At 74.6% G+C, this 25,580-nt stretch carries 23 protein-coding genes; 12 read left to right on the top strand and 11 right to left on the bottom strand.

From position 1 onward, the window contains the following. The first annotated feature begins 48 nt into the window (after positions 1-48). On the top strand, positions 49-699 hold the full coding sequence (locus tag AC07B0_RS24330) for a hypothetical protein (protein WP_356882926.1): 651 nt from the start codon (positions 49-51) through the stop codon (positions 697-699). 172 nt (positions 700-871) lie between these two features. On the opposite strand, the gene AC07B0_RS24335 is transcribed toward AC07B0_RS24330, so the two are convergent. Both AC07B0_RS24335 and AC07B0_RS24340 read right to left on the bottom strand, forming a co-directional pair. Then, positions 872-3,295, bottom strand: a complete 2,424-nt coding sequence (locus AC07B0_RS24335; RefSeq protein WP_478898919.1) for an excinuclease ABC subunit UvrA — start codon at positions 3,293-3,295, stop codon at positions 872-874. Positions 3,296-3,305: 10 nt separating this feature from the next. Next, positions 3,306-4,295 (bottom strand): LLM class flavin-dependent oxidoreductase, encoded by a 990-nt coding sequence (locus AC07B0_RS24340; protein WP_478898920.1) that lies wholly within the window; start codon positions 4,293-4,295, stop codon positions 3,306-3,308. A gap of 142 nt (positions 4,296-4,437) precedes the next feature. Here AC07B0_RS24340 and AC07B0_RS24345 point away from each other — a divergent pair, with 142 nt between their 5' ends. Then, entirely contained in the window at positions 4,438-4,932 is a 495-nt protein-coding gene (locus AC07B0_RS24345; protein WP_356882920.1) for a phosphatase domain-containing protein, read from the top strand. A 43-nt stretch (positions 4,933-4,975) separates the two neighbouring features. Here AC07B0_RS24345 and AC07B0_RS24350 read toward each other — a convergent pair whose 3' ends face one another. After that, positions 4,976-5,191 carry a dodecin gene (locus AC07B0_RS24350; protein ID WP_356882918.1) on the bottom strand — a complete coding sequence of 72 codons (216 nt, stop codon included), beginning with the start codon at positions 5,189-5,191 and terminating at the stop codon, positions 4,976-4,978. Positions 5,192-5,355: 164 nt separating this feature from the next. On the opposite strand from AC07B0_RS24350, the gene AC07B0_RS24355 reads away from it, so the two are divergent. The 3 genes from AC07B0_RS24355 (at position 5,356) to AC07B0_RS24365 (ending at position 8,663) form a co-directional block, all read left to right on the top strand. Beyond that, on the top strand, positions 5,356-6,618 hold the full coding sequence (locus AC07B0_RS24355) for an extracellular solute-binding protein (RefSeq protein WP_478898921.1): 1,263 nt from the start codon (positions 5,356-5,358) through the stop codon (positions 6,616-6,618). 189 nt (positions 6,619-6,807) lie between these two features. Further along, on the top strand, positions 6,808-7,584 hold the full coding sequence (locus AC07B0_RS24360; RefSeq protein ID WP_356882914.1) for a GNAT family N-acetyltransferase: 777 nt from the start codon (positions 6,808-6,810) through the stop codon (positions 7,582-7,584). Then, positions 7,581-8,663 (top strand): lysophospholipid acyltransferase family protein, encoded by a 1,083-nt coding sequence (locus AC07B0_RS24365; RefSeq protein ID WP_478898922.1) that lies wholly within the window; start codon positions 7,581-7,583, stop codon positions 8,661-8,663. The genes AC07B0_RS24360 and AC07B0_RS24365 overlap by 4 nt, the downstream gene beginning before the upstream one ends. Here AC07B0_RS24365 and egtD read toward each other — a convergent pair. The 4 genes from egtD to egtA are packed head-to-tail and all read right to left on the bottom strand — an operon-like array spanning position 8,546 to position 12,979. Beyond that, on the bottom strand, positions 8,546-9,520 hold the full coding sequence (gene egtD / locus AC07B0_RS24370) for an L-histidine N(alpha)-methyltransferase (protein ID WP_356882910.1): 975 nt from the start codon (positions 9,518-9,520) through the stop codon (positions 8,546-8,548). The two genes, AC07B0_RS24365 and egtD, sit on opposite strands and share 118 nt — an antisense overlap. Next, on the bottom strand, positions 9,517-10,275 hold the full coding sequence (gene egtC / locus AC07B0_RS24375; protein ID WP_356882908.1) for an ergothioneine biosynthesis protein EgtC: 759 nt from the start codon (positions 10,273-10,275) through the stop codon (positions 9,517-9,519). The genes egtD and egtC overlap by 4 nt, the downstream gene beginning before the upstream one ends. Beyond that, positions 10,275-11,630, bottom strand: coding sequence for an ergothioneine biosynthesis protein EgtB (gene egtB, locus AC07B0_RS24380; protein ID WP_478898923.1), 1,356 nt, complete (start codon positions 11,628-11,630; stop codon positions 10,275-10,277). The genes egtC and egtB overlap by 1 nt, the downstream gene beginning before the upstream one ends. Then, positions 11,627-12,979 carry an ergothioneine biosynthesis glutamate--cysteine ligase EgtA gene (egtA, locus tag AC07B0_RS24385; RefSeq protein WP_478898924.1) on the bottom strand — a complete coding sequence of 451 codons (1,353 nt, stop codon included), beginning with the start codon at positions 12,977-12,979 and terminating at the stop codon, positions 11,627-11,629. The genes egtB and egtA overlap by 4 nt, the downstream gene beginning before the upstream one ends. Positions 12,980-13,086: 107 nt before the next feature. On the opposite strand from egtA, the gene AC07B0_RS24390 reads away from it, so the two are divergent. Further along, entirely contained in the window at positions 13,087-13,917 is an 831-nt protein-coding gene (locus AC07B0_RS24390; protein WP_478898925.1) for a TIGR02452 family protein, read from the top strand. Between the two features lie 123 nt (positions 13,918-14,040). Here AC07B0_RS24390 and AC07B0_RS24395 read toward each other — a convergent pair whose 3' ends face one another. The 4 genes from AC07B0_RS24395 to AC07B0_RS24410 all read right to left on the bottom strand — a co-directional run bounded on the left by AC07B0_RS24395 (position 14,041) and on the right by AC07B0_RS24410 (position 18,162). Then, entirely contained in the window at positions 14,041-14,505 is a 465-nt protein-coding gene (locus AC07B0_RS24395) for a type II toxin-antitoxin system PemK/MazF family toxin (RefSeq protein WP_469382145.1), read from the bottom strand. Further along, entirely contained in the window at positions 14,502-15,944 is a 1,443-nt protein-coding gene (locus tag AC07B0_RS24400) for an amidase (protein ID WP_478898965.1), read from the bottom strand. The genes AC07B0_RS24395 and AC07B0_RS24400 overlap by 4 nt, the downstream gene beginning before the upstream one ends. 152 nt (positions 15,945-16,096) lie before the next feature. After that, positions 16,097-16,792 (bottom strand): alpha/beta fold hydrolase, encoded by a 696-nt coding sequence (locus AC07B0_RS24405; RefSeq protein WP_356882948.1) that lies wholly within the window; start codon positions 16,790-16,792, stop codon positions 16,097-16,099. 83 nt (positions 16,793-16,875) lie between these two features. Beyond that, positions 16,876-18,162, bottom strand: a complete 1,287-nt coding sequence (locus AC07B0_RS24410) for an MFS transporter (RefSeq protein ID WP_478898926.1) — start codon at positions 18,160-18,162, stop codon at positions 16,876-16,878. A 378-nt stretch (positions 18,163-18,540) separates the two neighbouring features. On the opposite strand from AC07B0_RS24410, the gene AC07B0_RS24415 reads away from it, so the two are divergent. The 6 genes from AC07B0_RS24415 (at position 18,541) to AC07B0_RS24440 (ending at position 25,533) form a co-directional block, all read left to right on the top strand. Continuing rightward, positions 18,541-19,518, top strand: a complete 978-nt coding sequence (locus AC07B0_RS24415) for a LacI family DNA-binding transcriptional regulator (protein WP_356882896.1) — start codon at positions 18,541-18,543, stop codon at positions 19,516-19,518. A gap of 353 nt (positions 19,519-19,871) precedes the next feature. After that, the gene (locus tag AC07B0_RS24420) at positions 19,872-21,071 is read left to right on the top strand and encodes a thiolase family protein (RefSeq protein ID WP_478898927.1); all 1,200 of its coding nucleotides are present in this window, start codon (positions 19,872-19,874) and stop codon (positions 21,069-21,071) included. A gap of 151 nt (positions 21,072-21,222) precedes the next feature. Next, positions 21,223-22,662: an aldehyde dehydrogenase family protein gene (locus AC07B0_RS24425; RefSeq protein ID WP_478898928.1), complete on the top strand. Its 1,440-nt coding sequence runs from the start codon at positions 21,223-21,225 to the stop codon at positions 22,660-22,662. 80 nt (positions 22,663-22,742) lie between these two features. After that, on the top strand, positions 22,743-23,183 hold the full coding sequence (locus tag AC07B0_RS24430) for a thioredoxin family protein (RefSeq protein ID WP_356882890.1): 441 nt from the start codon (positions 22,743-22,745) through the stop codon (positions 23,181-23,183). Positions 23,184-23,226: 43 nt separating this feature from the next. Then, positions 23,227-24,657, top strand: a complete 1,431-nt coding sequence (locus AC07B0_RS24435; RefSeq protein ID WP_469382150.1) for a dihydrolipoyl dehydrogenase family protein — start codon at positions 23,227-23,229, stop codon at positions 24,655-24,657. Between the two features lie 324 nt (positions 24,658-24,981). Next, the gene (locus tag AC07B0_RS24440) at positions 24,982-25,533 is read left to right on the top strand and encodes a hypothetical protein (RefSeq protein ID WP_469382151.1); all 552 of its coding nucleotides are present in this window, start codon (positions 24,982-24,984) and stop codon (positions 25,531-25,533) included. The last annotated feature ends 47 nt before the right edge of the window (positions 25,534-25,580 follow it).

The following is a 25,580-nucleotide window of genomic DNA, read 5'->3' on the forward strand; positions in this document are numbered from 1 at the left end:
GCCGCGCCGCGCGGCGGCCGCACCCCGCCCGTCGGCGACAGTGGCCCCATGCCAGAAGCCCCCGCCGGGTCCGGACCGCGCCGTCGCACCGTACTGGCCGCCGCCCTCGCACCCCTCGCGGTGGCCGGCTGCTCCGGCCGGGAGGAACCCGCGGCTCCCGCGCCCGGCCCCCGGTCCACCGCGAAGGACGCCCTGGTCATGGTGATCCGGCACGCGGAGAAGCCCTCCGCCGGGGACACCGGCGAGGACGACGAGGGCAACGAGGACCCCGGATTCCTCGCGGGCCGCGGCCGGCGCCGCGCCGAGGAACTGCCCCGCCTGTTCACACCGGCCCGCGGCGCCACGCTGCCCCGGCCCGCCGCACTGTTCGCGACCGGTGGACCGGCCGCCGCGCCCGCCCGCTGCAAGCAGACCCTGGCACCCCTGGCCACCGCCCTGCGGCTGCCCGTACGGTCCGAGTTCGCCCTCGGCGCCGAACCGGCTCTGGCCCACGCGGCCCTGGCCGCCGGGATGCCGGTGCTCGTCTGCTGGGAGCACACCGGCCTGCCCCGCCTGGTCCGTGCCCTCGGCGCCCAGGAGGTCCTGGGCGTCCCGGCGACCTGGCCCGACCGCTACGACCTGGTCTGGACGTTCACCCGGAGCCGCGGCACGTGGTCCTTCCGGGAACTCCCGCAACACCTCCTGCCGGGCGACGCCTAGTGCCGTGGCCGGGAAGGTTTGCCGGGTCGCGGCGTCCGGTGCGGTGCATCTCAAGGCGGAGGGCCGCGGCTCGTACTGGACGTACCTCCGTGGTCCGACAACGCGGAGAGGTGCCGTGCCGGGCGTCGCGACCCGGTGGACCTTTCCGGTCACGGCACTAGAAGGGGAACCGTCAGAGTCCTGTCCGCCCGGCCAGTGCGCGGGCCAGGTACGGGGCCGTGCGGCCGGTCGGGGACGCCGCCACCTGCGTCGGGGTGCCCGCGGCGACGACCCGGCCGCCCTCCGCGCCGCCGCCCGGCCCCAGGTCGACGACCCAGTCGGCGCCCGCCACCACCTCCATGTCGTGCTCCACGACCACCACCGAGTGCCCGGCGTCCACCAGCCCGTGCAACTGCCGCAACAGCACCCGCACATCGGCCGGGTGCAGTCCGGTCGTCGGCTCGTCCAGCAGGTAGAGGGTGTGGTCCCGGCGCAGCCGCTGGAGTTCCGTGGCCAGCTTGATCCGCTGCGCCTCGCCGCCCGACAGCTCCGTCGCGGGCTGTCCCAGCCGCAGGTACCCCAGCCCGATGTCCTCCAGCGCGCGCAGGCTGCGCGCCGCCGCCGGCACCTCCGCGAAGAAGGCGCCCGCCGCCTCCACGGTCAGCCCCAGCACCTCGGCGATGTTCAGACCCCCGTAACGGACCTCCAGGGTCTCGGAGTTGTAGCGGGCTCCGTCGCACTCAGGGCACGGGGCGTACGTACTGGGCAGGAACAGCAGCTCCACCGAGACGAAGCCCTCGCCCTGGCAGGTCTCGCAGCGGCCGCCCGGCACGTTGAAGGAGAACCGGCCCGCCTTCCAGCCCCGCTCCTTGGCCTCCGGAGCCGCCGTGAACAGCTTGCGCACCACGTCGAACAGCCCCGTGTACGTGGCCAGGTTGGACCGGGGCGTGCGCCCGATCGGCTTCTGGTCCACCTCCACGAGCCGCCGCACCGGGAAGCCGGGCTCCGTCAGCCGCCCGGCGACCTCCCCGGCCAGAGCCCGCCCGACCAGCGTGGACTTTCCCGAACCGGACACGCCGGTCACCGCCGTGAAGACGCCGAGCGGGAACTCGACGCTCAGGCCACGGAGGTTGTGCCGCTCCACCCCCGTCAGCCGCACGGCCCCCGTCGCCGCGCGCACCGGCCGGCCGGCCCCGGACGGCCCGCGCTCCACGAACAGGTGCCGCGCCGTCGCCGATCCGGCCACGCCCGCCAGTCCCCGCGGCGGCCCGCTGTACAGCACCAGTCCGCCGTGTTCCCCGGCCAGCGGCCCGACGTCCACGAGCCAGTCCGCGTGCCGCACCACGTCCAGGTGGTGCTCCACCACGAAGACCGTGTTCCCGGCGGCCTTGAGCCGGTCCAGTACGGCGAGCAGCGCCTCGGTGTCGGCCGGGTGCAGCCCCGCCGACGGCTCGTCCAGCACGTACACCACCCCGAACAGCCCCGACCGCAGCTGCGTGGCGAGCCGCAGCCGCTGGAGTTCGCCCGCCGAAAGGGTGGGGGCGGTCCGGTCCAGGCTCAGATAGCCGAGCCCGAGCTCGGTGACGGGTCCGATGCGCGAACGCAGGTCCTCGGCGAGTACCCGTGCCGCTTCCTCCTGCGGCGCGGCGCCGGCCAGTACGCCGTCCAGGTCGGTCAGCGCCAGCGCCGCCAGCTCCGCGATCGTGCGGCCCGCGAAGGTCACCGCCAGGGCTTCCGGCCGCAGCCGGCGGCCCGCGCACCCCGGGCACGGGGCGTCGGTGAGGAACTTCTCGGCGCGCGCCCGCAAGGTGGCGCTCTTGGTGTCGGAGAAGGTCCGCATCACGTACCGGTGGGCGCTCATGTACGTGCCCTGGTAGGGGCGTTGGATGCGGTCGGCGTCCCGCACCGGGTGCACGGTGACCACCGGCTGTTCCTCGGTGAACAGGATCCACTCGCGGTCCTTCGCCGGCAGGTCCCGCCAGGGCGCGTCCACGTCGTGCCCGAGCACCTCCAGGATGTCCCGCAGGTTCTTGCCCTGCCAGGCACCTGGCCAGGCGGCGATCGCCCCCTGACGGATCGACAGGTCCGGATCCGGGACCAGGAGTTCCTCGCTGGTGCGGTGGATCCGGCCGAGGCCGTGGCAGGAAGGGCAGGCCCCGGCGGCGGTGTTGGGGGAGAAGGCGTCCGAGTCGAGCCGTTCGGCGCCCGGAGGGTAGGTTCCGGCGCGCGAGTACAGCATCCGCAGGGAGTTCGACAGCAGCGTCACCGTCCCCACCGAGGAGCGCGATCCGGGCGAGGAGCGGCGCTGCTCCAGCGAGACGGCCGGCGGCAGCCCGGTCACGGAGTCCACCTTCGGGGCGCCGATCTGGTGGATCAGCCGCCGCGCGTACGGGGCCACGGACTCGAAGTACCGGCGCTGCGCCTCGGCGTACAGGGTGCCGAAGGCCAGCGAGCTCTTGCCGGAGCCGGAAACGCCGGTGAAGACGGTCAGGGTGTCGCGCGGGATGTCGACGTCGACTCCGCGCAGGTTGTGCTCGCGGGCGCCCCGCACCCGGACCCAGGGGTCGGGGGCCGCTGGTGGCGCCGTACGGGTGTGGGGCTCGGGGGAGTGGTGCATTCGTACCAGTTTAGAGGCCGGCGATCCGGGCCAGCCTGCCGAAGCCGTCCAGCAGGGCGGTGCGGTCGTAGGTGGAGGTGGTGACCAGCAGTTCGTCGGCGCCGGTGAGCTCGGCGACGCGGGCCAGCTCAACGGCGACCTGCTCCTCCGTTCCGGCGATGTGCCCGGCGAGGGCGCCCTCGTACAGCTCCCGCTCCTTCGGGGTCATCGCCAGCGCCTCCACCTCCTCGGCGGGGCGAAGGGGCGGGAAGCTGCCCCGGGTGCGCGAGTGGGCCAGGGACCAGGCCTCCGGGACGAGGATCCGGCGGGCGGCCTCCTCGGTGGCGGCGACCGCGACCGTCCCGGAGACCACCACGTAGGGCTCGGCGGCCCAGGCGGAGGGCCGGAACTCCTCGCGGTACCGCTCGACGGTCTCCACGAGCCGGGTGCGGCCCCGCAGGTCGCCCGCCACCATCGGCAGCCCGGCCCGGGCGGCGATCCCGGCGCCCTCGCCGGTGGCCAGGACGAACGGCGGGACCGCTAGCCCCTCGGCCGGCCGGGCGTGCACCTCGGGGTGGGCCCGCTGGGTGCCGTCGATCCAGCCCAGCAGTTCGGCCAGCTGCTCCTCGAAGCGGTCGGCGTCGGCGGTGTCGCGGCCCAGAGCGCGGCGGATCCCGTTGGTGAAGCCGACGGAGCGGCCGAGGCCCATGTCGATCCGGCCGGGGAACAGCGCCTCCAGGACCCCGAACTGCTCGGCGACCACCAGCGGCTGGTGGTTGGGCAGCATGACCCCGCCGGTGCCGACCCGGATGCGCCGGGTGGAGGCGGCCACGGCGGCGGCCAGGACGGTCGGCGCGGACCCCGCGACCCCGGGCACGCTGTGGTGCTCCGACACCCAGAAGCGGTGGTAGCCGAGCTCCTCGGCCGCGCGGGCCAGTTCCACGGTGTCGCGCAGTGCCTGTGCGGCGGGGTGCCCCGCGCGGGTGCGGGACCGGTCGAGTATCGAGAGGGTGGGGATCACACAGGAGTCAACGCCCGGCGGCCGCCAGGATTCCCGGGCCGGCCGCGTGCCCGTCGCGTGCCCTTCGCCTGCCCGGCGTGTGCCCTCGCGCGCGCCTCCGGCGGGTACGGCGGCCGTCACAGGTGCCGCTTAGGCTGCGGCCATGACCGAGAACGCATCCCGCCGCCCGCTGGCCGTCTTCGACCTCGACAACACCCTGGCCGACACCGCGCACCGGCAGCACTTCCTGGAGGGCCGGCCCCGCGACTGGGAGGGGTTCTTCGGTGCCGCTCCGGCCGATCCGCCGCTCGCGCGCGGGGTGTCGCTGGCCGTCGAGAGCGCGGCCGACTGCGAAGTGGTGTACCTGACGGGCCGCCCGGAGCGCTGCCGGGCGGACACCGTCGCCTGGCTGGCCGCGCACGGGCTGCCCGAGGGCCGGCTGTGGATGCGCGGCAACCAGGACCGCCGCCCGGCGCGGCTGACCAAGCTGGAGGTGCTCAAGCGGATCGCCCGGGGCCGTGAGGTGCGGATGCTGGTCGACGACGACGAGCTGGTCTGCCAGGCGGCGCGGGCCGCCGGTTTCCGCACCGTCCTCGCGGACTGGGCGGCCGACGCGCCGGAGCTGAAGGCCGCCCAGGAGGGCGAGGGACGCACCTGACCGGGGCCGTCCGTGCGTCCGCCGGCTCAGCCGTCGCCGCGGTTCATCCCTCCTCGTCGAGGCGGAAGCCGACCTTCAGGCCGACCTGGTAGTGCGCCACCTCGCCGTTCTCGATGTGCCCGCGCACCTGGGTGACCTCGAACCAGTCGAGGTTGCGCAGCGTCTGGCCCGCGCGCGCGATCCCGTTCCGGATGGCCTGATCGATGCCCTCGCCGGAGGTGCCGACGATCTCGGTCACCCGGTAGGTGTGGTTGGACATGGGGTCTCCCGCCAGTCGTCGTGATGCCTTGTTCCAAGGTGCCCCAGTAAGCGCCGGTCCGCGAACTATGCGTGAACAATCCCGGGCGAAAGGCTCTTGACCCACCCATTGGTCTATGCCAATTTCAAGCCATCTGAGATTCATCCCCCAGAAGGTGACCCCCTGTGAAGAAGCGCTTCCTTGCCGTGTGCACCGCCCTCGCGGCCACGACCGCCCTGTCCGGCTGCGGCCAGTTGGGCGGATCGGCCGAAGGGTCCGACAAGGTGACGCTCTGGCTGATGAAGGGCAGCGCCTCGGAGGACTTCATCACGAAGTTCACCGCCGACTTCGAGAAGGGGCACCCCGGCATCGACCTGGAAGTGAAGATCCAGGAGTGGACCGGGATCGGCGACAAGGTCAACGCCGTGCTCGACGGCACCGGCAAGGAGAGCGCCGACGTCATCGAGGTCGGCAACACCCAGGTGGCCCAGTACGTGGAGACCGGCGGCCTCTCCGAGCTCACCCTCGAAGGACTGCGCCACTGGGGCAGCAAGGACTGGCTCAAGGGCCTCTCCGACCCCGGCAGCGTCAACGGCGCCCAGTACGGCGTCCCCTGGTACGCCGCGAACCGCGTGGTGATCTACAACAAGGACCTCTTCGCGAACGCCGGCATCAAGGCCACCCCCAAGAACCGCCAGGAGTGGATCTCGGCGACCCAGAAGCTCGACAAGGGCGACCAGCAGGGCATCTACCTCGCCGGGCAGAACTGGTACGTCCTCGCCGGGTTCATCTGGGACGAGGGCGGCGAACTCGCCGTCGAGACCAGCGGCCAGTGGGTCGGCACGCTCGACGACGACAAGGCCCTGGCCGGCATGGACTTCTACAAGCAGCTCCAGGGCCTCGGCGACGGCCCCAAGGACGCCGACGAGGAGACGCCCCCGCAGGCCGACGTCTTCGCCCGCGGCCAGGTGGCCCAGATCATCGGCCCGCCCGGCCAGGCGGCCCAGATCGAGGCCGCCAACCCCGCGCTCAAGGGCAAGCTCGGCTTCTTCCCCATACCCGGCAAGACCTCCGACAAGGCCGGAGCCGTCTTCACCGGCGGCTCCGACCTGATCATCCCCGAGAAGACGAAGAACCGGTCCCGCGCCGTGGACCTGATCACCGCCCTGGTCAGCGAGAAGTGGCAGACCGAGCTCGCCCGCACCATGAGCTACGTCCCGAACAAGACCACCCTCGCGAACATCGTCGAGGGCAACGACGGCGCCGTCAACATGGCCCCCGGCGCCGCCCAGGGCCGGGCCACCCCCAAGTCGGCGCGCTGGGCCGAGATCGAGGCCAAGAACCCGATCAAGCCCTACATGACGGCCGTACTCACCGGCCAGAACCCCCAGCAGGCGGCCAAGACCGCCTCCGACACCATCAGCCAGGTGCTGAGCTCCGACCGCTGAGGCCCCCGCCTTCCGGGGCATCCGGCCGCCGGGGTCCCCGCCCCGCGAGGGCCGCGACCGCTGAGTTCAGCGTCCGCACATCCAAGGGCCGCAGAGCGGTCATGTCGAATCCAGCCGGTCACGGAAGAAGTAAAGGAGCCGGGTCCGCCACCTGCGGCCCGGCACCCCGTGCCCGGATCAGGAGCAGCCATGACCATCGCCCCCCTGTCCCCGTCCCCCCTCGCGCCGCCCGCCACCACCCCCCGCTACACCGTCCGCCTCGCCCGCCACGAGGACGAGGTCCGCGCCGCCCAGCGGCTGCGCCACCAGGTCTTCGCCGGCGAGCTCGGCGCCCGCCTCGACGGACCCGAGCCGGGCCTGGACTCCGACGCCTTCGACGCCTACTGCGACCACCTCCTCGTCCTGGAGGAGGAGACCGGGCAGGTCGTCGGCACCTACCGGCTGCTGCCCCCGGAGCGCGCCGCCGTCGCCGGGCGCCTCTACTCCGAGGGCGAGTTCGACCTGTCGGCCCTCGCCCCGATCCGCCCCGACCTGGTCGAGGTCGGCCGGTCCTGCGTCCACCCCGACCACCGCAACGGCGCCGTCATCGCCCTCATCTGGGCCGGCCTCGCCCGCTACATGGACCGCGCGGGCCACAACTGGCTCGCCGGCTGCTGCTCCATCCCGCTCGGCGACGGCGGGGTGCTGGCCGCCGCGACCCGGGAGACCGTCCTCGCCCGCAACCTCGCCCCCGAGGAGTACCGCGTCACCCCGCACCTGCCCTGGAGCCCCGAGGGCGTCACCGTCCCCGGCCGGATGGAACTGCCGCCCCTGCTCCGCGGCTACCTGCGCCTCGGCGCCTGGGTCTGCGGGGAGCCGGCCCTCGACGCCGGCTTCGGCTGCGCCGACCTGTACGTCCTGCTCTCCCTGCGCCGGACCAACCCGCGCTACCTGAACCACTTCCTCTCGCTCGCCCCGGGCGCATGAGCGCCTGGCTGCCCACCGCGCCCTGCACCCCTGCGGCCTGCGCCGGCCACACCGGGCGGACCGCGGGCGTGGCGCGCGCGGTGCTGCGGCTGGCCGCCGCCCTGGCCCTGATGCTGCTCGCCGCCCTGACCGCACCGCCGGTACGGCTCCTCCCGGCCCGCCCCCGGCACGCCCTGGTCCGCGCCTGGGCGAGCGCCCTGCTGCGGGTCCTGGGCCTGCGGATCACCGTGCACGGCACCCCCGGCCCGGACGGGGGCCGCCTGATCGTCGCCAACCACATCTCCTGGCTGGACATCCCGCTCGTCGCCGCCGTCCTGCCCTGCCGGATGCTCGCCAAGAGCGACATCCGCGGCTGGCCGGTGCTCGGCGGGCTCGCCGCCCGGGCCGGCACCCTGTTCATCGAACGCGACCGGATCCGGGCCCTGCCCGCCACCGTCGACACCCTCACCCGGGTCCTGCTGGGCGGGAACCGGGTCACCGTCTTCCCCGAGGGCTCCACCTGGTGCGGCCGCGCCCAGGGCCCCTTCCGGCGGGCCGCCTTCCAGTCGGCGCTGGACGCGCGGGTCCCCGTACAGCCCGTACGGATCGGCTACCGGCTGCCCGGCGGGGAAACCGCCGGGGCGCCCGCCTTCGTCGGGGACGACCCGCTGACCGCCTCGCTGTGGCGGATCGCCCGGGCCCGCGAGGTACGCGCCGAGGTGTGGCTGCTGCCGCGGATCCCACCGGGCCGGTACGCCGACCGCCGGGCCCTCGCCGCCGCCGCCCAGCGGGCCGTCCTCGCCGGGGCCGACCGGCCGGTGGGCGGTTCCACCGCGGGTGACGCCGCCCCGGGTGACCTCGCCGCGGGTGACCTCGCCGCACCGGGGCGGCCGGCGCCCGACTCCGCCGTACGGGAGCGACCGCCGCTGCCCGGGATTCCCGCACAGCCGCGGCCGCCGCACCGCTCAACGCACCGGTCGGCTCAGCCCGTCACGCCGTCCGCCACCGACAGGGACAGCGCGAAACGGCCGTCCGCATCCGTCCACCACTGGGTCAGTTCCAGCCCGGCGGCGGAGAGTTCCTTGCGGACGCCCTCCTGACGGAACTTCGCCGAGACCTCCGTCAGGATCTCCTCGCCCTCCTCGAACGGCACCACCAGATCCAGGGCCCGGATCTTCACCGTCACCGCCGACCGGGCGCGCAACCGCATCTCGATCCACTCCTGCTCGCGGTTCCACACCGCCACGTGGTCGAAGTCGGCGGTGTGGAAGTCCGCCCCCAACTCCCGGTCGATCACGGCCAGTACGTTCTTGTTGAACTCCGCCGTCACCCCCTGCGCGTCGTCGTACGCCGCCACCAGCGCGGCCTCGTCCTTCACCAGGTCCGTCCCCATCAGCAGTGCGTCCCCGGGCGACAGCATCGCCCGCACGGACGCCAGGAACCCGGCGCGCTCCGGCGGCCGCAGGTTCCCGACCGTCCCGCCGAGGAACACCACCAGCCGCGGACCGGACGCCTCCGGCAGGCGCAGCGGCTTCGTGAAGTCGGCCAGCAGCGCGTGCACCCTCAGCCCCGGGTGCCCGGCCAGCAGGGACTCGGCCGCCCCCGTCAGCGCGCTCTCGCTCACGTCCACCGGGACGTACGTCTCCAGTGCCGGCATCGCCTCGATCAGGTGCCGGGTCTTCTCCGAGGAACCGGAGCCCAGCTCCACCAGCGTGCGGGCCCCGCTCGCCGACGCGATCTCCTGGGCCCGCGCCAGCAGGATCTCCCGCTCGGCACGCGTCGGGTAGTACTCGGGCAGGCGGGTGATCTCCTCGAAGAGCTCACTGCCCCGGGCGTCGTAGAACCACTTCGGCGGCAGCTCCTTGGGGGTTGCGGTCAGCCCCCGCAGGACGTCCGTGCGCAGCGCCGACTCGGCGGCGTGCTCGTCGAGGGTCCGGGTCAACTGGAAGTCGCTCACGAGGTGGTCTCCTTGAGTGGGGTCAGGGCGACCCGCGTGCGGGTGGCGGTCAGCAGGGTCCGGTCGGGCACTTCGCACCACCGGGGATCGTCGTCGTACGGCTCGGACGCCACGACCGTGCGGCCGCCCGGCGGATCGGCCAGGTACCAGAGGGAGTCCCCCCAGGCGGTCGCCGCGATGGTGGTGCCGTCGGTCAGCAGCAGGTTCAGCCGGGAGCCCGGCGCGGCGGCGGACACCTCGCGGACCGCCTCGGCGAGGGCCGTGCCCGGATCGTCGCCCTGCCGCAGCCGGTGCAGGACCAGCGCCCACACCAGCGCCGAATCGGTGCGCGCGGCCAGCTGGAGCAGTTCCCGGGGCGGCAGACCGGCGGCGAGCACGGACATCGAGTCCGGCCAGTCCCGGACGGCCCCGTTGTGGCTGAACAGCCAGGGCCCCTCGGCGAAGGGCGCCGCCGCCGCTTCCCCGTCGGCTCCCGCGAACGTGGCGTCGCGCACGGCGGCCAGTACGGCGCCGCTGCGCACCACGCGGGCGAGGTCCGTGAAGGTGAGGTCCCCCCAGACGGGCCCGGCCCGCCGGTAGCGGGCCGGGACGGGATCGCCCTCGGCGTACCAGCCCACGCCGAACCCGTCGGCGTTGACCGTGCCGTACCGCTGCCGGCGCGGCTCCCAGGACTGCCGTACGAGGGAGTGCGCGGGCTCCGCGAGCAGCCGGCCCAGGGTCACGTCCGGTCCGAGGTAGGCGAGGTGGCGGCACATCAGGCGTCCCTCGCGGTCCGGAAGCCGGAGAAGATCTGCCGGCGCACCGGCAGGTCCCAGTTGCGGAAGGTGCCCCGGCAGGCCACGGGGTCCACGGCGAAGGAACCGCCGCGCAGCACCTTGTGCTCCGGGCCGAAGAACACCTCCGAGTACTCCCGGTAGGGGAACGGCCTGAAGCCCGGGTACGGGAGGAAGTCCGAGGCGGTCCACTCCCACACGTCGCCGATCAGCTGGCGCACCCCGAGCGGGGACTCCCCGGCCGGGTAGCCGCCCGCCGGGGCGGGCCGCAGGTGGCGCTGGCCCAGGTTGGCGTGCGCGGGCGTCGGGTCGGCGTCGCCCCACGGGTAGCGGCGGGAGCGGCCGGTGGCCGGGTCGTGGCGGGCGGCCTTCTCCCATTCGGCCTCGGTGGGCAGCCGGCGTCCCGCCCAGCGGGCGTACGCGTCGGCCTCGTACCAGCTGACGTGCAGCACCGGCTCGTCGTCCGGGACCGGCTCGGTCACCCCGAACCGGCGGCGCAGCCACTGGCCCGCCTCCCGGTGCCAGAACAGCGGGGCCTCGATGCCGTGCGCGCGTATCTGCTCCCAGCCGGCGTCGGCCCACCAGCGGGGCTCCCGGTAGCCGCCGTCCGCGATGAAGGCCTGGTAGGCGGCGTTGGTCACCGGCGTGGTGTCGATCAGGAACGCCCCGGTGTCCCGGACGTGCGCGGGCCGTTCGTTGTCCAGCGACCAGGGCTCGGCGGAGGTCCCCATCGTGAACGGGCCCGCCGGTACCAGGACTTCGGCCGCCGGCGGGGGCGGACCCTGCGGGGGGTCCGGATCGGGGGCCGTCAGCACCGGGGCGCCCGCTCTCAGCTGATGGGTGATCAGCATCGTTTCGTCGTGCTGCTGTTCGTGCTGGGCGATCATCCCGAAGACGTAGCCGTCGGCCAGCAGGCCGGTGCCCTCCATCGGGACGTGCTCCAGCAGGTCGAAGACCCGGCCGCGCACCTCGGCGGCGTACCGGCGGGCCTCCTCGGGCCCCAGTAGCGGCAGCTTCGGCCGCTCGGAGCGGGGGTGCTCGAAGGCGTCGTAGAGCGGGTCTATCTCGGGGCGCATGGACGCGCGGCCGGCCACGTTGCGCAGCAGCCAGAGCTCCTCCATGTTCCCGATGTGCGCCAGGTCCCAGACGAGCGGGGACATCAGGGGGGAGTGCTGGGCGATGAGGTCCCGGTCGTCCACGGGGTCCGTCAGCGCGGCGGTACGGGCGCGCGCCGCGGTCAGGGCGGCGACGGCGCGCTCGCGCAGCGGCTCGGGGGCGGCGCGGGTCGCGGAATGCGGGGCTCCGGGGGTGGTCCGGTGGTGGCTCTCGGTGGTCATGGGCGCGGTTCCTTCCCGGCGGGCTGCCACAGGTCGTCCTCCTCGGCCTCGTCGGCCGGGCAGCGGCCGCGCAGGACGTAGCGCTCGGTGAACGCACCGACCGTGTCGCGTACGTGCGTACCGGCCCCCAGCCGCGGCAGGGCCTCGCCCGCCGCCAGGAAGCACGCCGTGGCCGCCGTCCGCAGGTCGGGGTCGGCGAGCCCCGCACGGGCGGCGGACCGCCACAGCGGATTGCGCGGGGCGGGGTGCGACCCGTAGGCGTCGCCCAGGGCCTTGGACACCCGGTAGGCGGTCTCCGCGGCCTCAGGGTCGTCGAAGAGCGCGTGCACGACGGCCGTGGGCACCAGCCAGCCGTCCTCGCCGGGCTGTGCGTCGATCATCCGCAGCTCCAGGTGGCCGCGCGGCCGGACCGGCGGGAAGAGGGTGCTGAGGTGGTACTCCAGGTCCTGCGCGGTGGGCGGCCTCGGCCAGCCGGTGCCGGTGGTGGCGCCGCCGGCGGCCGGGGTGTCCGCGGGGGCGTCGCCGCGCAGCCAGTCCCGGAAGGTCGGCCCGTCCGGCACGGTCCACGGCCCGCCGTCCTCGGACCGCACGCACATCACCCCGGTGTCCAGGGCGTGCCGGGCCCAGCCGGACCGGGGGTCCAGGTCCAGCGGCGGGGCCAGGGAGCGGCGGCTGTCGAGGTCGTGCCAGATGCCCTGCCGGGCGCACCGCCAGCCGCGGTACGGGCCTTCGCGGGCGGGCGAGTTGGCGAAGGCGGCCACCAGTACGGCGCCCAGCAGGTGGGCCATGCGCCAGCGGCGGCCGTGCCCGAGCGGGCCCGGCTCCTCCTGACCGGCGTCGACGCAGACCTGGACGGAGGCGGAGGAGCACATCATGGCGCGTCCGGCCGGGCCGGTGCGGTCGAAGTACGTCTCCATCGCGTCGTAGCGCGGGCTGCCGAGCAGCCGGCGCAGGGGGCGGCGCGGGTCCTGGCCGAGGCCCCGCAGGACCAGCCCCCGGGCGTCCAAGGCGGCCCGTACCGCGGCGAGGTCCTCCTGGAGGCCGTCCACGCAGGCGGTGAGGGAGGCGGCGGGCTCGGAGCTGAGCTCCAGCTGCCCGCCGGGTTCGACGGTGACGGTGGAGTGCAGGGTCAGGGCACGGGCCGCCTCGTGGGCGGCCGCCAGCCGGTCGGGGGGCAACGGCAGCCAGGGCCGTTCGGCGTCCAGCACGAGCCATTCCAGCTCGGCGCCGAGCAGCCGGGGCGGGCCCGTCTTGAAACAGATGCCGTGGACCAGGTCCTCCGCGGCGGTCTCGGTGAGGGGGGCGTGGTCGAAGTCCTGGGCGAACGGAGCAGGCGGAGTTTCCGGCATGACCGTTTCCTCTTCTCCTGTCATCGGCCTTGATGTCACCCGTGCCTACCCGTCCTCGGAACACAAATTCCTTTGTATTGCCCCGGGCGACGCCCGAAGCTTGAGGTGTGAGCAGCAGATTGCGTGAGATTGCGCGGGAGAACGCGCTGATCGTGGCGGCCGGGGAGTACCGGACGCGGTCCGGGCGGCGGGTTTCCCTCGCCACCGCCGTGGCGGAAGCCAAGGCGGGAACCAGAATATATGGGCCAAACCCGGTCAATCCAGGCGAAGGGTTCGCCGGAGGGGGCACCAGGACGGTCTTCGAGGTGACGGGGGAGAGCAGTACGGTCGCCGCCCGGCGCCTCGCCGCCGACGGCGCGGAGCCCACCTCCGTGGCGGTCCTGAACTTCGCCTCGGCCCGCAATCCCGGGGGTGGCTACGTCCGCGGGGCCAAGGCCCAGGAGGAAGCGCTGTGCCGGGCGTCGGCGCTCTACGAGACCCTGCTGGAGGCTCCCGAGTACTACGAGGTCCACCGCGCGGGCAAGAGCACCTTCTACACCGACCGGGTGATTCACTCGCCGGGGGTCCCCGTTTTCCGCGACGACCGGGGCGAACTGCTGGAGACCCCCTTCCGGGCCGGCTTCCTCACCTCCCCGGCCCCCAACGCGGGCACGATCCGCCGCCAGGAACCGGAGCGGACCCCCGAGATCCCCGCGGCCCTGGCCCGGCGGGCGGAGCGGGTCCTGGAGGTCGCGGCCCTGCACGGATACCGGCGGCTGGTCCTCGGAGCCTGGGGCTGCGGGGTCTTCCAGAACGACCCGGCGCAGGTCGCCGAGGCCTTCCGGGCCCTGCTCACCGGCCGCTTCGCCGGGACCTTCGCACACGTCGTCTTCGGGATCCTCGACCGCGCCCCCGGCCCCCGCGAAGCCTTCGCCCGCGCCTTTCCGCCCCCGGCGTAGGCCCGCCCCCTCACGACCGCCGTCGGGGCGGCCGGCCGGTCCTCGGGCACCGGTCGTCAGGCACCGGTTCTCAGGCAGTGGCGCACCGCCCCCGGCCGACCGCCGTCGAGGGGGAGCGGGCCGTCACTGCCAGCCGTAGCGCTCCCGCAGCCGGTCCACGACCAACTGGAACCGGACCCGGTCCAGCGCGCACGCCTCGCGCCGCATCCCCGCCTCGTGCACCCGCAGCACCCGGTCCAGGTCCACCCAGGACTCCCGCCCGGCGCCGTCCCACGGCCCCGAGCCGATCGGCACCCACTCGCGGTCCGCGTCGTGCCGCTTGCTGGACAGCTGGACGGCGAGCAGCGTGCGCCCGCCCGCCTCCCGGGCGACCACGAGCACCGGCCGGTCCTTGCCCCGGCCGTCGTTCTCCTCGAAGGGGACCCAGGTCCACACGATCTCCCCCGGGTCCGGATCCCCGTCCTTGTCGGGCGCGTACTCGGTGCGCACCGGGCCGATGGACCGCGGATCCGCCTCCGTGGTGGCGGTGTCCCCGTCCCGGCCGGGCTGCTCGACGTGACTGTTGCCGTGATGCGAAAGTGCCGTCATTCGCGCGAGGGTACTGCTTCCCGGCCCCCGCCCGGGCCCGCACCAGGGCCGTCCTGCGCGGCGGCGGACTCCGCCCCGTACGACGGCCAGTGCGCCGACCAGTCCTCCGCCGCCTCCAGTTGCGCCGCCAGTGACAGGAGCCGGGGTTCCGACGCCGACGGGCCCAGGAGCTGGGCGCCGAGGGGAAGCCCGTCCGGGGTGAACCCCGCCGGGACGTTGACGCCGGGCCAGCCCAGTACGTTCCACGTCCAGGCGTACGGGCACGCGGCGATCATCGCCCGGTCCGTGGCCAGCGCCCCCAGACCCGCCAGCGCGCCGATCCGCAGCGGCGGGGTGGCCGTGGTCGGGGTGAGCACCACGTCGAAGCGGCCGAAGATCTCCCCCACCCGGCGGCGCAGCGCCGCCTCCGCCCACCGGGAGACCCGCAGCGCGGGCCCGCCCAGCAGCCGCCCCGTACGCATCGCCTCGTGCGTGCGCGGGTCCAGCAGCGCGGGGTCGGGCACCCGCACCGCCAGCTCCCGTACGCCCACGGTCGCGCGGGGCACGAAGGTCAGCCCGATCAGCCCGTAGCGGGGGTCCTCCGGGACCACCTCGTGGCCCAGCGCCTCCAGCCGCCCGGCCAGCCGCTCCACCGCCGAACGCACCACCGGGTCAAGGGACTTGGGAGTCGCGGTGAACGCCGTGCCGTAGGACAGGGCGATCCGCAGCCGCCCCGGCGCGCGCCGCACCGCCTCCGCCGCCGGGACGCGGGCCGGCCGGTGCAGGTCGCCGGGGCCGGAGCCGCTCGCCGCGTCCAGCAGCAGCGCCGCGTCCGCGACCGTACGGGCCAGCACCCCGTTGACCGTGAGCCCGTGGAAGGCCTCCGGCGCCGGCCAGGTGGAGATCCGCCCGCGCTCCGGCTTCACCCCCACGAGGTGGGTCCAGGCCGCGGGGATCCGTACCGAACCGGCCCCGTCGGAACCGAGCGCGGCCGGCACCAGCCCCGCGGCCACGGCCGCCGCCGAGCCGCCCGAGGAACCGCCGGGCGTGTAGGCCGGGTTCCACGGATTGCGCGTCGCCCCGAAGGCGGGCCCCTCGGTGAAGGGCCACTGGCCCAGCTCCGGCGTATGGGTCTTGCCCACGACGACCGCGCCCGCGGCCCGCAGGCGGCGCACCGCCTCGCAGTCGGCGTCCCGCGCGGGGAAGTCGCCCGCGCACCCGAAGGCGGTCGGCTCGCCGGCCACGTCCATGTCGTCCTTGACCGCCACGGGCACGCCCAGCAACGGCAGCCGCACCCCGCGGGCGAGGCGCCGGTCCGCGGCGTCCGCCTCGGCGAGCGCGGCCTCGGCGCGCACGATCCGGAACGCGTTCAGCGACGGCTGCGCGGCCGCGATCCGCGCCAGGCACCGCTCGGTCAACTCCCTCGAAGTGACGCTTCCTCCGGCGAGGGCCACCGCCATCTCCCGCAAGCCCGGCGGGGCTTGATCTCCGTGTGACCGCGACGCCTGCGCCGGCCCCACCGCATTCGACGATCCCGACACCGGACCTCCCCCGTACCGATCGGTAACACGACGGTACGCGGCAGGGCACCCGGGAAGCTAGTGCCGTGGCACTAGACCCAGCCCTCCAACGACGCCATGAACCCCTCGAAGTCGTCCCGGTGGATGGTGTGTCCGGCCCCGGCCACCGAACGGACCTCGAAGCCCCGCTCCTCCAGCAGCGCCGCCCGTTCCGGTGGGATCAGGGCGCTGGGGTCGGCGAGCTGCACCAGCGACGGCACCACCGGCGCCGCCGGCAGCAGGTCCCGGCCGAAGAGCGGGGCGAGGTCCAGCGCGGTGGCCTCGTCCCACACGGCCAGGGTCCGCGCCTCGATGTCCACGTCGGCCTCCTCCCAGCGCGGGTTCAGCGCCCGGATCTGCTCCTTCCCGGCCGACTTGAACCGCGCCAGCGCCTCCGGGCCGACGCCCGGCTCCGGGCTCGCCAGGTACCAGGCCGGGTCCGAGAACACCGCGCGCCGCGGCTTCAGCCGGTCCACGGCCAGCGACAGGGCCAGGGCCCCGAGCGAGTGCCCGATGGCCAGCTCGGCGCCGCGGGGGAGGGTCTCGACGAGGTCGTCCGCGTAGAGCTCGGGACGGTACTCGCCCCGCCCGCTGGCGCCGTGGCCGCGCAGGTCGACGGCGATGACGCGGTAACCGAGGCCGGCGAGGGCCGGGCCTACCCGGCGCCAGGTGCGGTGGTCGGCCATGATGCCGTGGACGAGGAGGGCGAGGCGGTCGCCCTCGCCCCAGGTCCGGGTGTGCAGCTGCACGGTGATGCCCTTCGCGACGGAGGTACGGGACAAGGAGAAGGAAAGGGGAGGGGGCGGGCGGGAGGAAGGGGGCGGCGCCGCGGTCAGCGGACGCCACGGATCGGCCGTACGGCCAGCGCCCCTGCCACGGCCAGTACGGCGGCGACGACGAACAGAGCCGTGTACCCGCCCGTCAGCGACACGATCACCGAGGCCACGAACGGCGCGACGATCTGCGGCCCGGCATTGGCGATGTTGAGCACGCCCATGTCACGGGCGGCGTCCTGCGCCCTGGGCAGGACCATCGTGACGAGCGCGGTGTCCACCGCCATGTAGCAGCCGAACGCCAGCCCGTTGACCGCGGCGAAGGCCAGCATCGCCGTCCAGCTCGTCGACAGCGCCGGGATCACGAGGGCGGCCGCCGACAGCAGCGCGGAAGCGCCCACGAACAGCTTGCGCCGGTCGAACCGGTCGGACAGGTAGCCGCCCACGACCGTGGAGAGGACCATCGCCACGCTCGTCAGCGGCATCAGTACGGCCACCGCCGCCTCCGGCTCCATCCCCTCAGGCAGCACGGTGTGGTCCTGGAGGATGTAGAGCTGGTAGCCGCTCACCGCGAAGTACCCGAGCACGAGCAGCGCCCGCCCGATGAACGCCCAGCGGAAGTCGTGGTCGCGCAACGCGCTCGCGAAGGCGGCCAGCTGGCCCCTGACCGGCAACGGGGCCCGGGCCGGGAGCCGCCGCTCGCGGGAGCACGCGGTGAACAGGACGGCGGCGCCCGCCACCAGCACACCGAAGACGAGGTAGCCGGTGCGGTAGTCCTCGGAGAACGCCGCTCCGGCCAGTGCGCCGAGGGTGGAGCCGAAGGGCAGGCCGAGGCCGACCGCGGCCGAGGCCTTGCCGCGGGCGGTCACCGGCACCCGGTCCGGCACCACCGAGGTGATCGCCGCCTGGTAGACGTTCATGACGGCCTGGCCGAGGCACCAGGCGATGGTGATCAGCAGGATCGTGTCGGCGAGGCCGAGCAGGAACATGGCCGGCACCGCGGCGAGGCCGCCTCCCAGGATCCACGGATTGCGCCGTCCGCTGCGGTCCGAGAGGGCGCCCGCCACCGGGTTGAAGACCGTGGCGAAGATCGCCGAGACCCCCGCGATCAGGCCGAAGTTGGCGACCTTGTCCGCCGGGTCGACGTGTTCGACCTGCAGGGCGAGCAGGATGCCCGCCACGCCGACGTAGAGCGCGTACATGGCGGTGTTGCCGACGAGCAGCAGCGGGAGCAGGCCGCGGCCGGGCGCGGTGGCGGGGCCGGGCGGAGCGTCGGAGGCGGCTGGCGCGCCGGAGGCGGCGGGGGAGACGGGGGAGGTGCCGGAGTCGGGGGAGGAAAGGGCCACGGTGCCCTCCTGGGCAGGGGATCCGATCGGACGGGGGGTGCGCGCCGCCCCGTCGCGACGGCGGGGGTGCGACGGAGCGTGACGGGACGGCGGCACGGTCGGACACGTGCGGCGATGCCTCCCGGCCGCGGGGCGCGGCAGCCGGGTTACACGTGTCAATGAATCGTGTAAGCACTGTGTAGCATTCGTTTCCGGCCATCCGCCAGCCCCAGGGCACAACCGGTCTGGAAAGATGCCACGGCAATGTCTCAGTCATCGAAACCGCCGAACCCGGCGCAATCGCCGAACCCGCCGAAACCGCCGGTCACCGCGAACGCGCCCGATCCCCGGCGCCCGTCGGGCCGTCGGGCCGCCGCCCCCGCCGCCTCGTCGGCGCCCGTGCCGACCAGCGCGGACGTCGCCCGCCTCGCGGGAGTGTCGCGCGCGACGGTCTCGTACGTGCTGAACAACGCGGAAGCCGTCCGCATCAGCGAGCCGACCCGCCGCAAGGTCCGCGAGGCCGCCGAGGAGCTCGGCTACGTCCCCCACGCCGCCGCCCGCAGCCTGCGCGCCGGACACACCCGGATCGTCCTGCTGCCCACCTCCCACGTGCCGGTCGGCCCGCTCTACAGCGCCTTCCTCAACGAGCTGCAATGGGCCCTGCGGCGCCTCGACTACACCGTGGTCCAGTACGGCAGCCTCGGTCTGAACGGGGACGAGGCCGCCCGGGCCTGGGCCGAGCTGCGCCCGGTCGCCGTGATCTCCCTAGGCGAGATCGCCCTGTCGCCGCACAACGTCGCCACCCTCAAGCGGGCCGGTGCCCGCGCGGTCATCACGCTGGGGCCCGCCGGGGTACCGGGCGCGCACGCGCTGGTCATGGACCAGGCGGAGGTCGGGACCCGCGCCGCCGCCCACCTCGTCGCGAGCGGCCGCCGCCGGATCGGGGTGGTCGTCCCGCGCGAGCCGGGCCTGGAACTGTTCTCCGCCCCCCGCCTGGCCGGGGCCCGCTCCGTCCCGGACGCGGAGATCGTGGCACTGCCGCTGGCCTACACCGAGGACTCGGCGGCCGAACTCGCCGGCCGGTGGCGCTCGCTCGCACTGGACGCGGTGTTCGCCTACAACGACGAGTACGCGATGCTGCTGATGCGGGCACTACAGGACGCGGGCCTGCGGATCCCCGAGGACGTGGCCGTCATGGGCGCCGACGACCTGCTCATCGGCAGGCTCCTGCGGCCCCGCCTGAGCACCGTCCGGCTGGAGATGCCGACGGGCGACCACCTGGCGTCGCTGGTGGACCGGGCGGTGCGCGAGCCGTCGGAGGGCACCGAACAGCACGACCTCATGGCGGCGGTCGTGGTCCACCGCGAGTCGACCTGAGCAGTGGTCCGCCAAGAGCCGGACCGGGCCGTGGTCCACCGCGTGTCGGACCGGCGCTTGGTCCACCCCGGGACGGTCCGAGGGGCGGAGCCCGCGGGGGGCCTGCGGGGTGGGGCCCGGAGGACGGCCCGGGCCGGGGCCGGCCCGGCGCGGCCGGAGGCCCCCGCCCGGCGGCGACGGCCCGTTGCGGCGGACCCGTCCGGTGGCCCGTACCCGCTTGGGGCCGTTGACAGGCGGTGACGGCCGGGCGGAGACTGCGGGCGCGCCCCACCGGGCGTGCCCGGCGGTGCGCCCGGTGCCGACACCGGCTCCGACGTGCCGTCGCCCGTACGGATCCGCCCAGGAGAGACCCCATGAGCATCCGCACCGTCCGCGACGTGTACGTCGTCGACGCCGTCCGCACCCCGATCGGCAAGTTCGGCGGGGCACTCGCCGGAGTCCGGCCGGACGACCTGGCCGCCCATGTGGTGCGCGCGCTGGTGGACCGTACGCCCGAACTCGACCCGGCCCGCATCGACGACGTGGTCTTCGGCGACGCCAACGGCGCCGGTGAGGACAACCGCGACGTGGCCCGCATGGCGGTGCTGCTCGCCGGGCTGCCGGTCACCGTCCCCGGGGTCACCGTCAACCGGCTCTGCGGCTCCGGACTGGAAGCGGTGGTCCAGGCGGCCCGCGCCATCGCCCTCGGCGACGCCTCCGTCGCCATCGCGGGCGGCGTCGAGTCGATGAGCCGGGCCCCGTGGGTGGTGCAGAAGCCGGAGCGGGCCTTCCCCGCCGGCCACCAGCAGATGTGGTCCACCACCCTGGGGTGGCGGATGACCAACCCGCGCATGCCCGCGGAGTGGACGGGCTCGCTCGGGGAGGGCGCGGAGCTCGTCGCCGAGAAGCACGGCATCACCCGCGAGGAGCAGGACGCCTTCGCCCTGCGGAGCCACCACAACGCCGCGGCCGCCTGGGCCGCCGGGCTGTACGCCGACGAGGTCGTCCCCTACCCGGGCGTGGACCTGCCGCGCGACGAGTGCATCCGCGAGGGCTCCACCCCCGAGGCCCTGGCCCGGCTGAAGCCCGCCTTCCGTACCGACGGCTCCGGCACGGTCACGGCCGCGAACGCCTCCCCGCTCAACGACGGGGCCGCCGCCCTGCTGCTGACGGACGAAGCCGGGCTCGCCGCCACCGGCCGCGAACCGCTGGCCCGGATCAGCGCGAGCGCCGTCACCGGCATCGAGCCGCAGCTCTTCGGACTGGGTCCGGTGGACGCCGTCGGCCGGGCTCTCGGCAAGGCCGGCCGCTCGCTCACCGACCTCACGGCCTTCGAGCTCAACGAGGCCTTCGCGGCGCAGGCGCTGGGCTGCCTCGCGGCGTGGCCCGAGCTGGACCCGGCCGTGGTCAACCCGCGCGGCGGGGCCATCGCGATCGGCCACCCGCTCGGCGCGTCCGGGGCCCGGCTGGCCGGTTCGGTCGCCCACCAGCTGGCGGCGGCGGGCTCGGGTACGGGCATGGCGGCACTGTGCATCGGCGTCGGGCAGGGCATCGCGCTCGTCCTGGAGCGCTGAACCCGCCCCCACCACACGGCTGTCGATCGTTTCCAGTCATGACAGCCCGTCAACTGCCCAATAACTGAACAGAAGTGGTGCCGCCGGTCTGGCACGATGGCGCGTGCTGCCGCCCCCCGCCCCGCCCCACCCCTCCCGGAGGCCCCGCGCCATGCCGCTCCTCGACCCGACGCTCTGGCAGGACGGACCCACCCTCACCGGCGGTACGGCCCCGGTCGTCGAACCCGCGACCGGGCGTACCCTCGCCACCCTCGGCCTCGCCGCACCCGCCGACGTGGCCGAGGCCGCCGTACGGGCCCGGGCCGCGCAGCGCGACTGGGCGCGCGCCACCCACGCGGAGCGGGCCGCCGTGCTGCGGCGTGCCGGTGACCTGTTCGCCGCCCACGCCGACGAGCTGCGGCAATGGCTGGTCCGGGAGTCGGGTTCCATACCCGGCAAGGCGGACTTCGAGCTGCACGTCGCCGCCCAGGAGTGCTACGAGGCCGCCGCCCTGGCCTCCCGGCCGACGGGCCAGGTGCTGCCGAGCGAGGCGCCCCGGCTCTCCTTCACCCGCCGCGTTCCGGCGGGGGTGGTCGGGGTCATCGCCCCCTTCAACGCGCCGCTGATCCTGTCGATCCGTTCCGTGGCCCCGGCGCTCGCGCTCGGCAACGCGGTCCTGCTCAAGCCGGACCGCCGCACCGCCGTCTGCGGAGGCCTGGCGCCGGCCGCCGTCCTCGCGGCCGCGGGACTGCCGGCCGGGCTGCTGCAGGTGCTGCCCGGCGGGGCGGAGACGGGGGCGGCGGTGGTGGCCGACCCGCGCGTGCGGGTCGTGTCGTTCACCGGGTCCACCGCCGCGGGCCGGACGGTGGGCGAGCTCGCCGGGCGTCACCTCAAGCGCGCGCACCTGGAGCTGGGCGGCAACTCGGCGCTCGTCGTCCTCGCCGACGCCGACGTCGAGGCCGCCGTCGCCCAGGCCTCCTGGGGTTCCTTCTTCCACCAGGGGCAGATCTGCATGACCGCGGGCCGCCACCTCGTCCACGCCTCGCTTTACGACGAGTACGTGGAGCGGCTCGCCGCACGGGCGGAGGCGCTGGCCGTCGGGGACCCGTACCGCGAGCCGGTGCACCTGGGCCCGCTCCTGGACCGCACCCAGCTGGAGCGGGTCCACGGCCTGGTCGAGGCGAGCGTCGAGCAGGGCGCCAAGCTCGTCGTCGGGGGCACCCACCGGGACCTCTTCTACCGGCCGACGGTGCTGGCGGGGGTGGCCGACGACACGCCCGCCTACGCGCAGGAGGTCTTCGGCCCGGTGGCACCCGTACGGTCCTTCGTGACCGAGGAGGAAGCGGTCGAGCTGGCCTCGGCCGGCCCCTACGGGCTCTCGCTGGGCATCGTCACCCGCGACGCGGCGCACGGCATGGAGCTGGCAGAACGGATCCCGACCGGCATCGCGCACGTCAACGACCAGACCGTGAACGACGAGGCCGTGGCCCCCTTCGGCGGGGTCGGGGCCTCCGGCACGGGCGCCCGCTTCGGCGGCGAGGCGAACCTCGACGCCTTCACCGAGCTCCGCTGGACCACGGCCCGCACGAGCCCGCCCGGTCACCCGTTCTAGGGACAGGGGAGTCGGGCGGAATTCGACGGGTGGGCCGGTCGTTCTCACTGGACACGAAGCAATCAGGAGGTCTGGACACCGTGGCTACAGTCGAGCTCACCAAGGAGAACTTCGACCGGACGGTCAGCGAGAACCCGTTCGTGCTGATCGACTTCTGGGCGGGCTGGTGCCGGCCCTGTCTCCAGTTCGCCCCCGTCTACGAGAAGGCTGCGGAGGCCAATCCCGACCTGGTCTTCGCCAAGGTCGACACCGAGGCCCAGCAGGAACTGGCCTCGGCGTTCCAGATCAGCTCGATCCCGACCCTGATGATCGTCCGGGACCAGGTGGCGATCTTCGCGCAGCCCGGCGCCCTGCCGGAGGCGGCCCTGACCGACCTCATCGAGCAGGCCCGCGCCCTGGACATGGACGAGGTCAAGGCGAAGATCGCCGCAGCCGAGCCGGAACGGCCCCAGCAGGAGGAGTCCGGGCAGCCCAAGCCGCCGGAGAAGCCGGGCGCCGCCCCCGGCACGCCGGAGGCCTGAGATTGCCGCACCCGGCCCGCGGGCTGCGGTGACACTGGACCACATGACTGAAGCGATGGAGTACGACGTCGTGGTGCTCGGCGGGGGACCGGCCGGGGAGAACATCGCCGACCGGACCCGGGCCGCCGGGCTGAGCACGGCCCTGGTGGAGAGCGAGCTCGTCGGCGGGGAGTGCTCGTACTGGGCCTGCGTGCCCAGCAAGGCCCTGCTGCGGCCGGCTCTGGCCCGGGCCGAGGCGCGCCGGGTGCCCGGCCTGGCCGGTGCCGTCGCGGGCCCGCTCGACGCCGAGGCGGTGTTCGCGCACCGCGACTACTGGACCGGGAACTGGAAGGACGAGGGCCAGGTCGACTGGCTCGACTCCATCGGGGCCGACCTGTACCGGGGCCACGGCCGGCTCTACGGGCTGCGCAAGGTGGCCGTGACCAGCCCCGAGGGGGAGCACCACATCCTGTCCGCCCGGCACGCGGTGGTCGTGGCCACCGGCACCCGGGCCGTGGTGCCGGACGTTCCGGGTCTCGCCGAGGCCCGGCCGTGGACCAGCCGCGAGGCGACCTCCGCGCGGCAGGCGCCGGGCCGGCTGCTGATCGTCGGCGGCGGGGTCGTGGCCGCCGAGATGGCCACCGCCTGGCAGGCCCTCGGCTCCCGCGTGACCTTGCTCGTACGGGGCTCCGGGCTCCTCCCGAGGATGGAACCCTTCGCCGGTGAGCTGGTCGCCGACGCGCTGCGCGAGGCGGGCGCCGTGATCCGTACGGGGGTGGCGGTCGAAGCCGTGGAGCGGGAGGGCACGACCGGGCCCGTCACGGTGGTCCTGGCGGGCGGCGAGCGGCTGGAGGGCGACGAACTCCTCGTCGCGACGGGCCGGGCCCCGCACACCGAGGACATCGGCCTCGACACCGTGGGCCTGACCCCCGGAGACTGGATCGGCGTCGACGAGAGCTGCCGCGTCGCCGGGAGCGACTGGCTCTACGCCGTCGGCGACGTGAACCACCGCGCGCTGCTCACGCACCAGGGCAAGTACCAGGCCCGGATCGCGGGCGCGGCCATCGCCGCCCGCGCGACCGGGGCCGCGGACGTCGACACCGCCCGCTGGGGCGCCCACGCGGCCACCGCCGACACCGAAGCCCTGCCCCAGGCCGTGTTCACCGACCCGGAGGCCGCGTCGGTCGGCCTCACCCTGGCCGAGGCGGAACGGGCCGGCCGCCGGGTGCGCGCCGTCGACCACGACCTCGGCAAGGTGTCGGGCGCGGGCCTGTACGCGGACGGCTACCGGGGCCGGGCCCGGATGGTGGTCGACCTCGACCGGGAGGTCCTCCTCGGCGCCACCTTCGTGGGCGCGGGCGCCGCCGAGTTGGTGCACGCGGCGACCATCGCCGTGGTGGGCGAGGTTCCGCTGGACCGGCTGTGGCACGCGGTACCGGCGTTCCCCACCATCAGCGAGGTCTGGCTGCGCCTGCTGGAGGCGTACCGCGGGTAGACCGTTTGCGGGTGCCCCGCCGGCCACTCCGTCCCGGAGCGGCGCGGTCGGCTCGGCGCGCTGCGAGGCCCCGAGCACGAGGAGTCCGTAGGCGGCCCAACGGGCGTGCAGGACACCGGCGTTCGCGTGCACCCCAGGGACGGTCCGAACGCGGCCGAAGCCGCCAGGTTCCTGCCCCGCGGCCGGCCCGCGTGTCCGCCGGCGCGGCATCCGGCCACGGGAGCGGGAATCGGCCTAAGACGCGGTGACGGCTTCAGGGTTGATCAATCTTAGGTTAGCCTTACCTAAGTCGATCAATTCCGTTCCTGGAAAGGCGTTTCTCCCATGCGTGCTGCCCGTCTGCCCCGCGTCACCGTCCGGCTCGCCGCCCGCGCCGCCTTCGCCGCGACCGCCGCAGTCGCCCTCGCCCTCGGCATGGCCGGTTCCGCCTCCGCCGCGACCTCGACCCGTACGGTGACCGACGGTGCGACCACCTACAACCTCAGCGTCACCGCGCCCGGCACCGCCACCGCGGCCGGCCAGAACGTCACCGTCACCGGCAGCGGATTCAACTCCGCCAAGGGTATATACGTCGGCCTGTGCGCGGTCAACGGCGCCCCCGGCGCGTACAAGCCGACCCCCTGCCTCGGCGGTTCGGACCAGGCGGGCACCACCGGCGCCTCGCACTGGGTCAACAACACCTTCGGCGGAACCCTCCCCAACACCTCCACGTTCGGCCCCGGCGGCACCTTCAGCGCCACCATCCACGTCAAGGCCGACCTCGGCAACGGCAACATCTGCGGCGAGACCGTCGAATGCGCCATCGTCACCCGTGCCGACCACTTCAACTCCACCAGCCGCAAGTACGACGTCCACGTCCCCGTGACCTTTAACTAGGCCGCGCGGTCGCCTTCGCACCAGGCCCGGTCAAGCGTCACGTCGAC

Source organism: Streptomyces sp. NPDC044704 (genome assembly GCF_056433525.1).

Bases quoted from the DNA above. Each gene is read 5' to 3' on its own strand.
- AC07B0_RS24330 (WP_356882926.1), top strand. From the start codon at position 49: ATGCCAGAAGCCCCCGCCGGGTCCGGACCGCGCCGTCGCACCGTACTG.
- AC07B0_RS24335 (WP_478898919.1), bottom strand. From the start codon at position 3,295: ATGCACCACTCCCCCGAGCCCCACACCCGTACGGCGCCACCAGCGGCC.
- AC07B0_RS24345 (WP_356882920.1), top strand. From the start codon at position 4,438: ATGACCGAGAACGCATCCCGCCGCCCGCTGGCCGTCTTCGACCTCGAC.
- AC07B0_RS24350 (WP_356882918.1), bottom strand. From the start codon at position 5,191: ATGTCCAACCACACCTACCGGGTGACCGAGATCGTCGGCACCTCCGGC.
- AC07B0_RS24360 (WP_356882914.1), top strand. From the start codon at position 6,808: ATGACCATCGCCCCCCTGTCCCCGTCCCCCCTCGCGCCGCCCGCCACC.
- AC07B0_RS24365 (WP_478898922.1), top strand. From the start codon at position 7,581: ATGAGCGCCTGGCTGCCCACCGCGCCCTGCACCCCTGCGGCCTGCGCC.
- egtC (WP_356882908.1), bottom strand. From the start codon at position 10,275: ATGTGCCGCCACCTCGCCTACCTCGGACCGGACGTGACCCTGGGCCGG.
- egtB (WP_478898923.1), bottom strand. From the start codon at position 11,630: ATGACCACCGAGAGCCACCACCGGACCACCCCCGGAGCCCCGCATTCC.
- egtA (WP_478898924.1), bottom strand. From the start codon at position 12,979: ATGCCGGAAACTCCGCCTGCTCCGTTCGCCCAGGACTTCGACCACGCC.
- AC07B0_RS24395 (WP_469382145.1), bottom strand. From the start codon at position 14,505: ATGACGGCACTTTCGCATCACGGCAACAGTCACGTCGAGCAGCCCGGC.
- AC07B0_RS24400 (WP_478898965.1), bottom strand. From the start codon at position 15,944: ATGGCGGTGGCCCTCGCCGGAGGAAGCGTCACTTCGAGGGAGTTGACC.
- AC07B0_RS24420 (WP_478898927.1), top strand. From the start codon at position 19,872: ATGAGCATCCGCACCGTCCGCGACGTGTACGTCGTCGACGCCGTCCGC.
- AC07B0_RS24425 (WP_478898928.1), top strand. From the start codon at position 21,223: ATGCCGCTCCTCGACCCGACGCTCTGGCAGGACGGACCCACCCTCACC.
- AC07B0_RS24435 (WP_469382150.1), top strand. From the start codon at position 23,227: ATGACTGAAGCGATGGAGTACGACGTCGTGGTGCTCGGCGGGGGACCG.
- AC07B0_RS24440 (WP_469382151.1), top strand. From the start codon at position 24,982: ATGCGTGCTGCCCGTCTGCCCCGCGTCACCGTCCGGCTCGCCGCCCGC.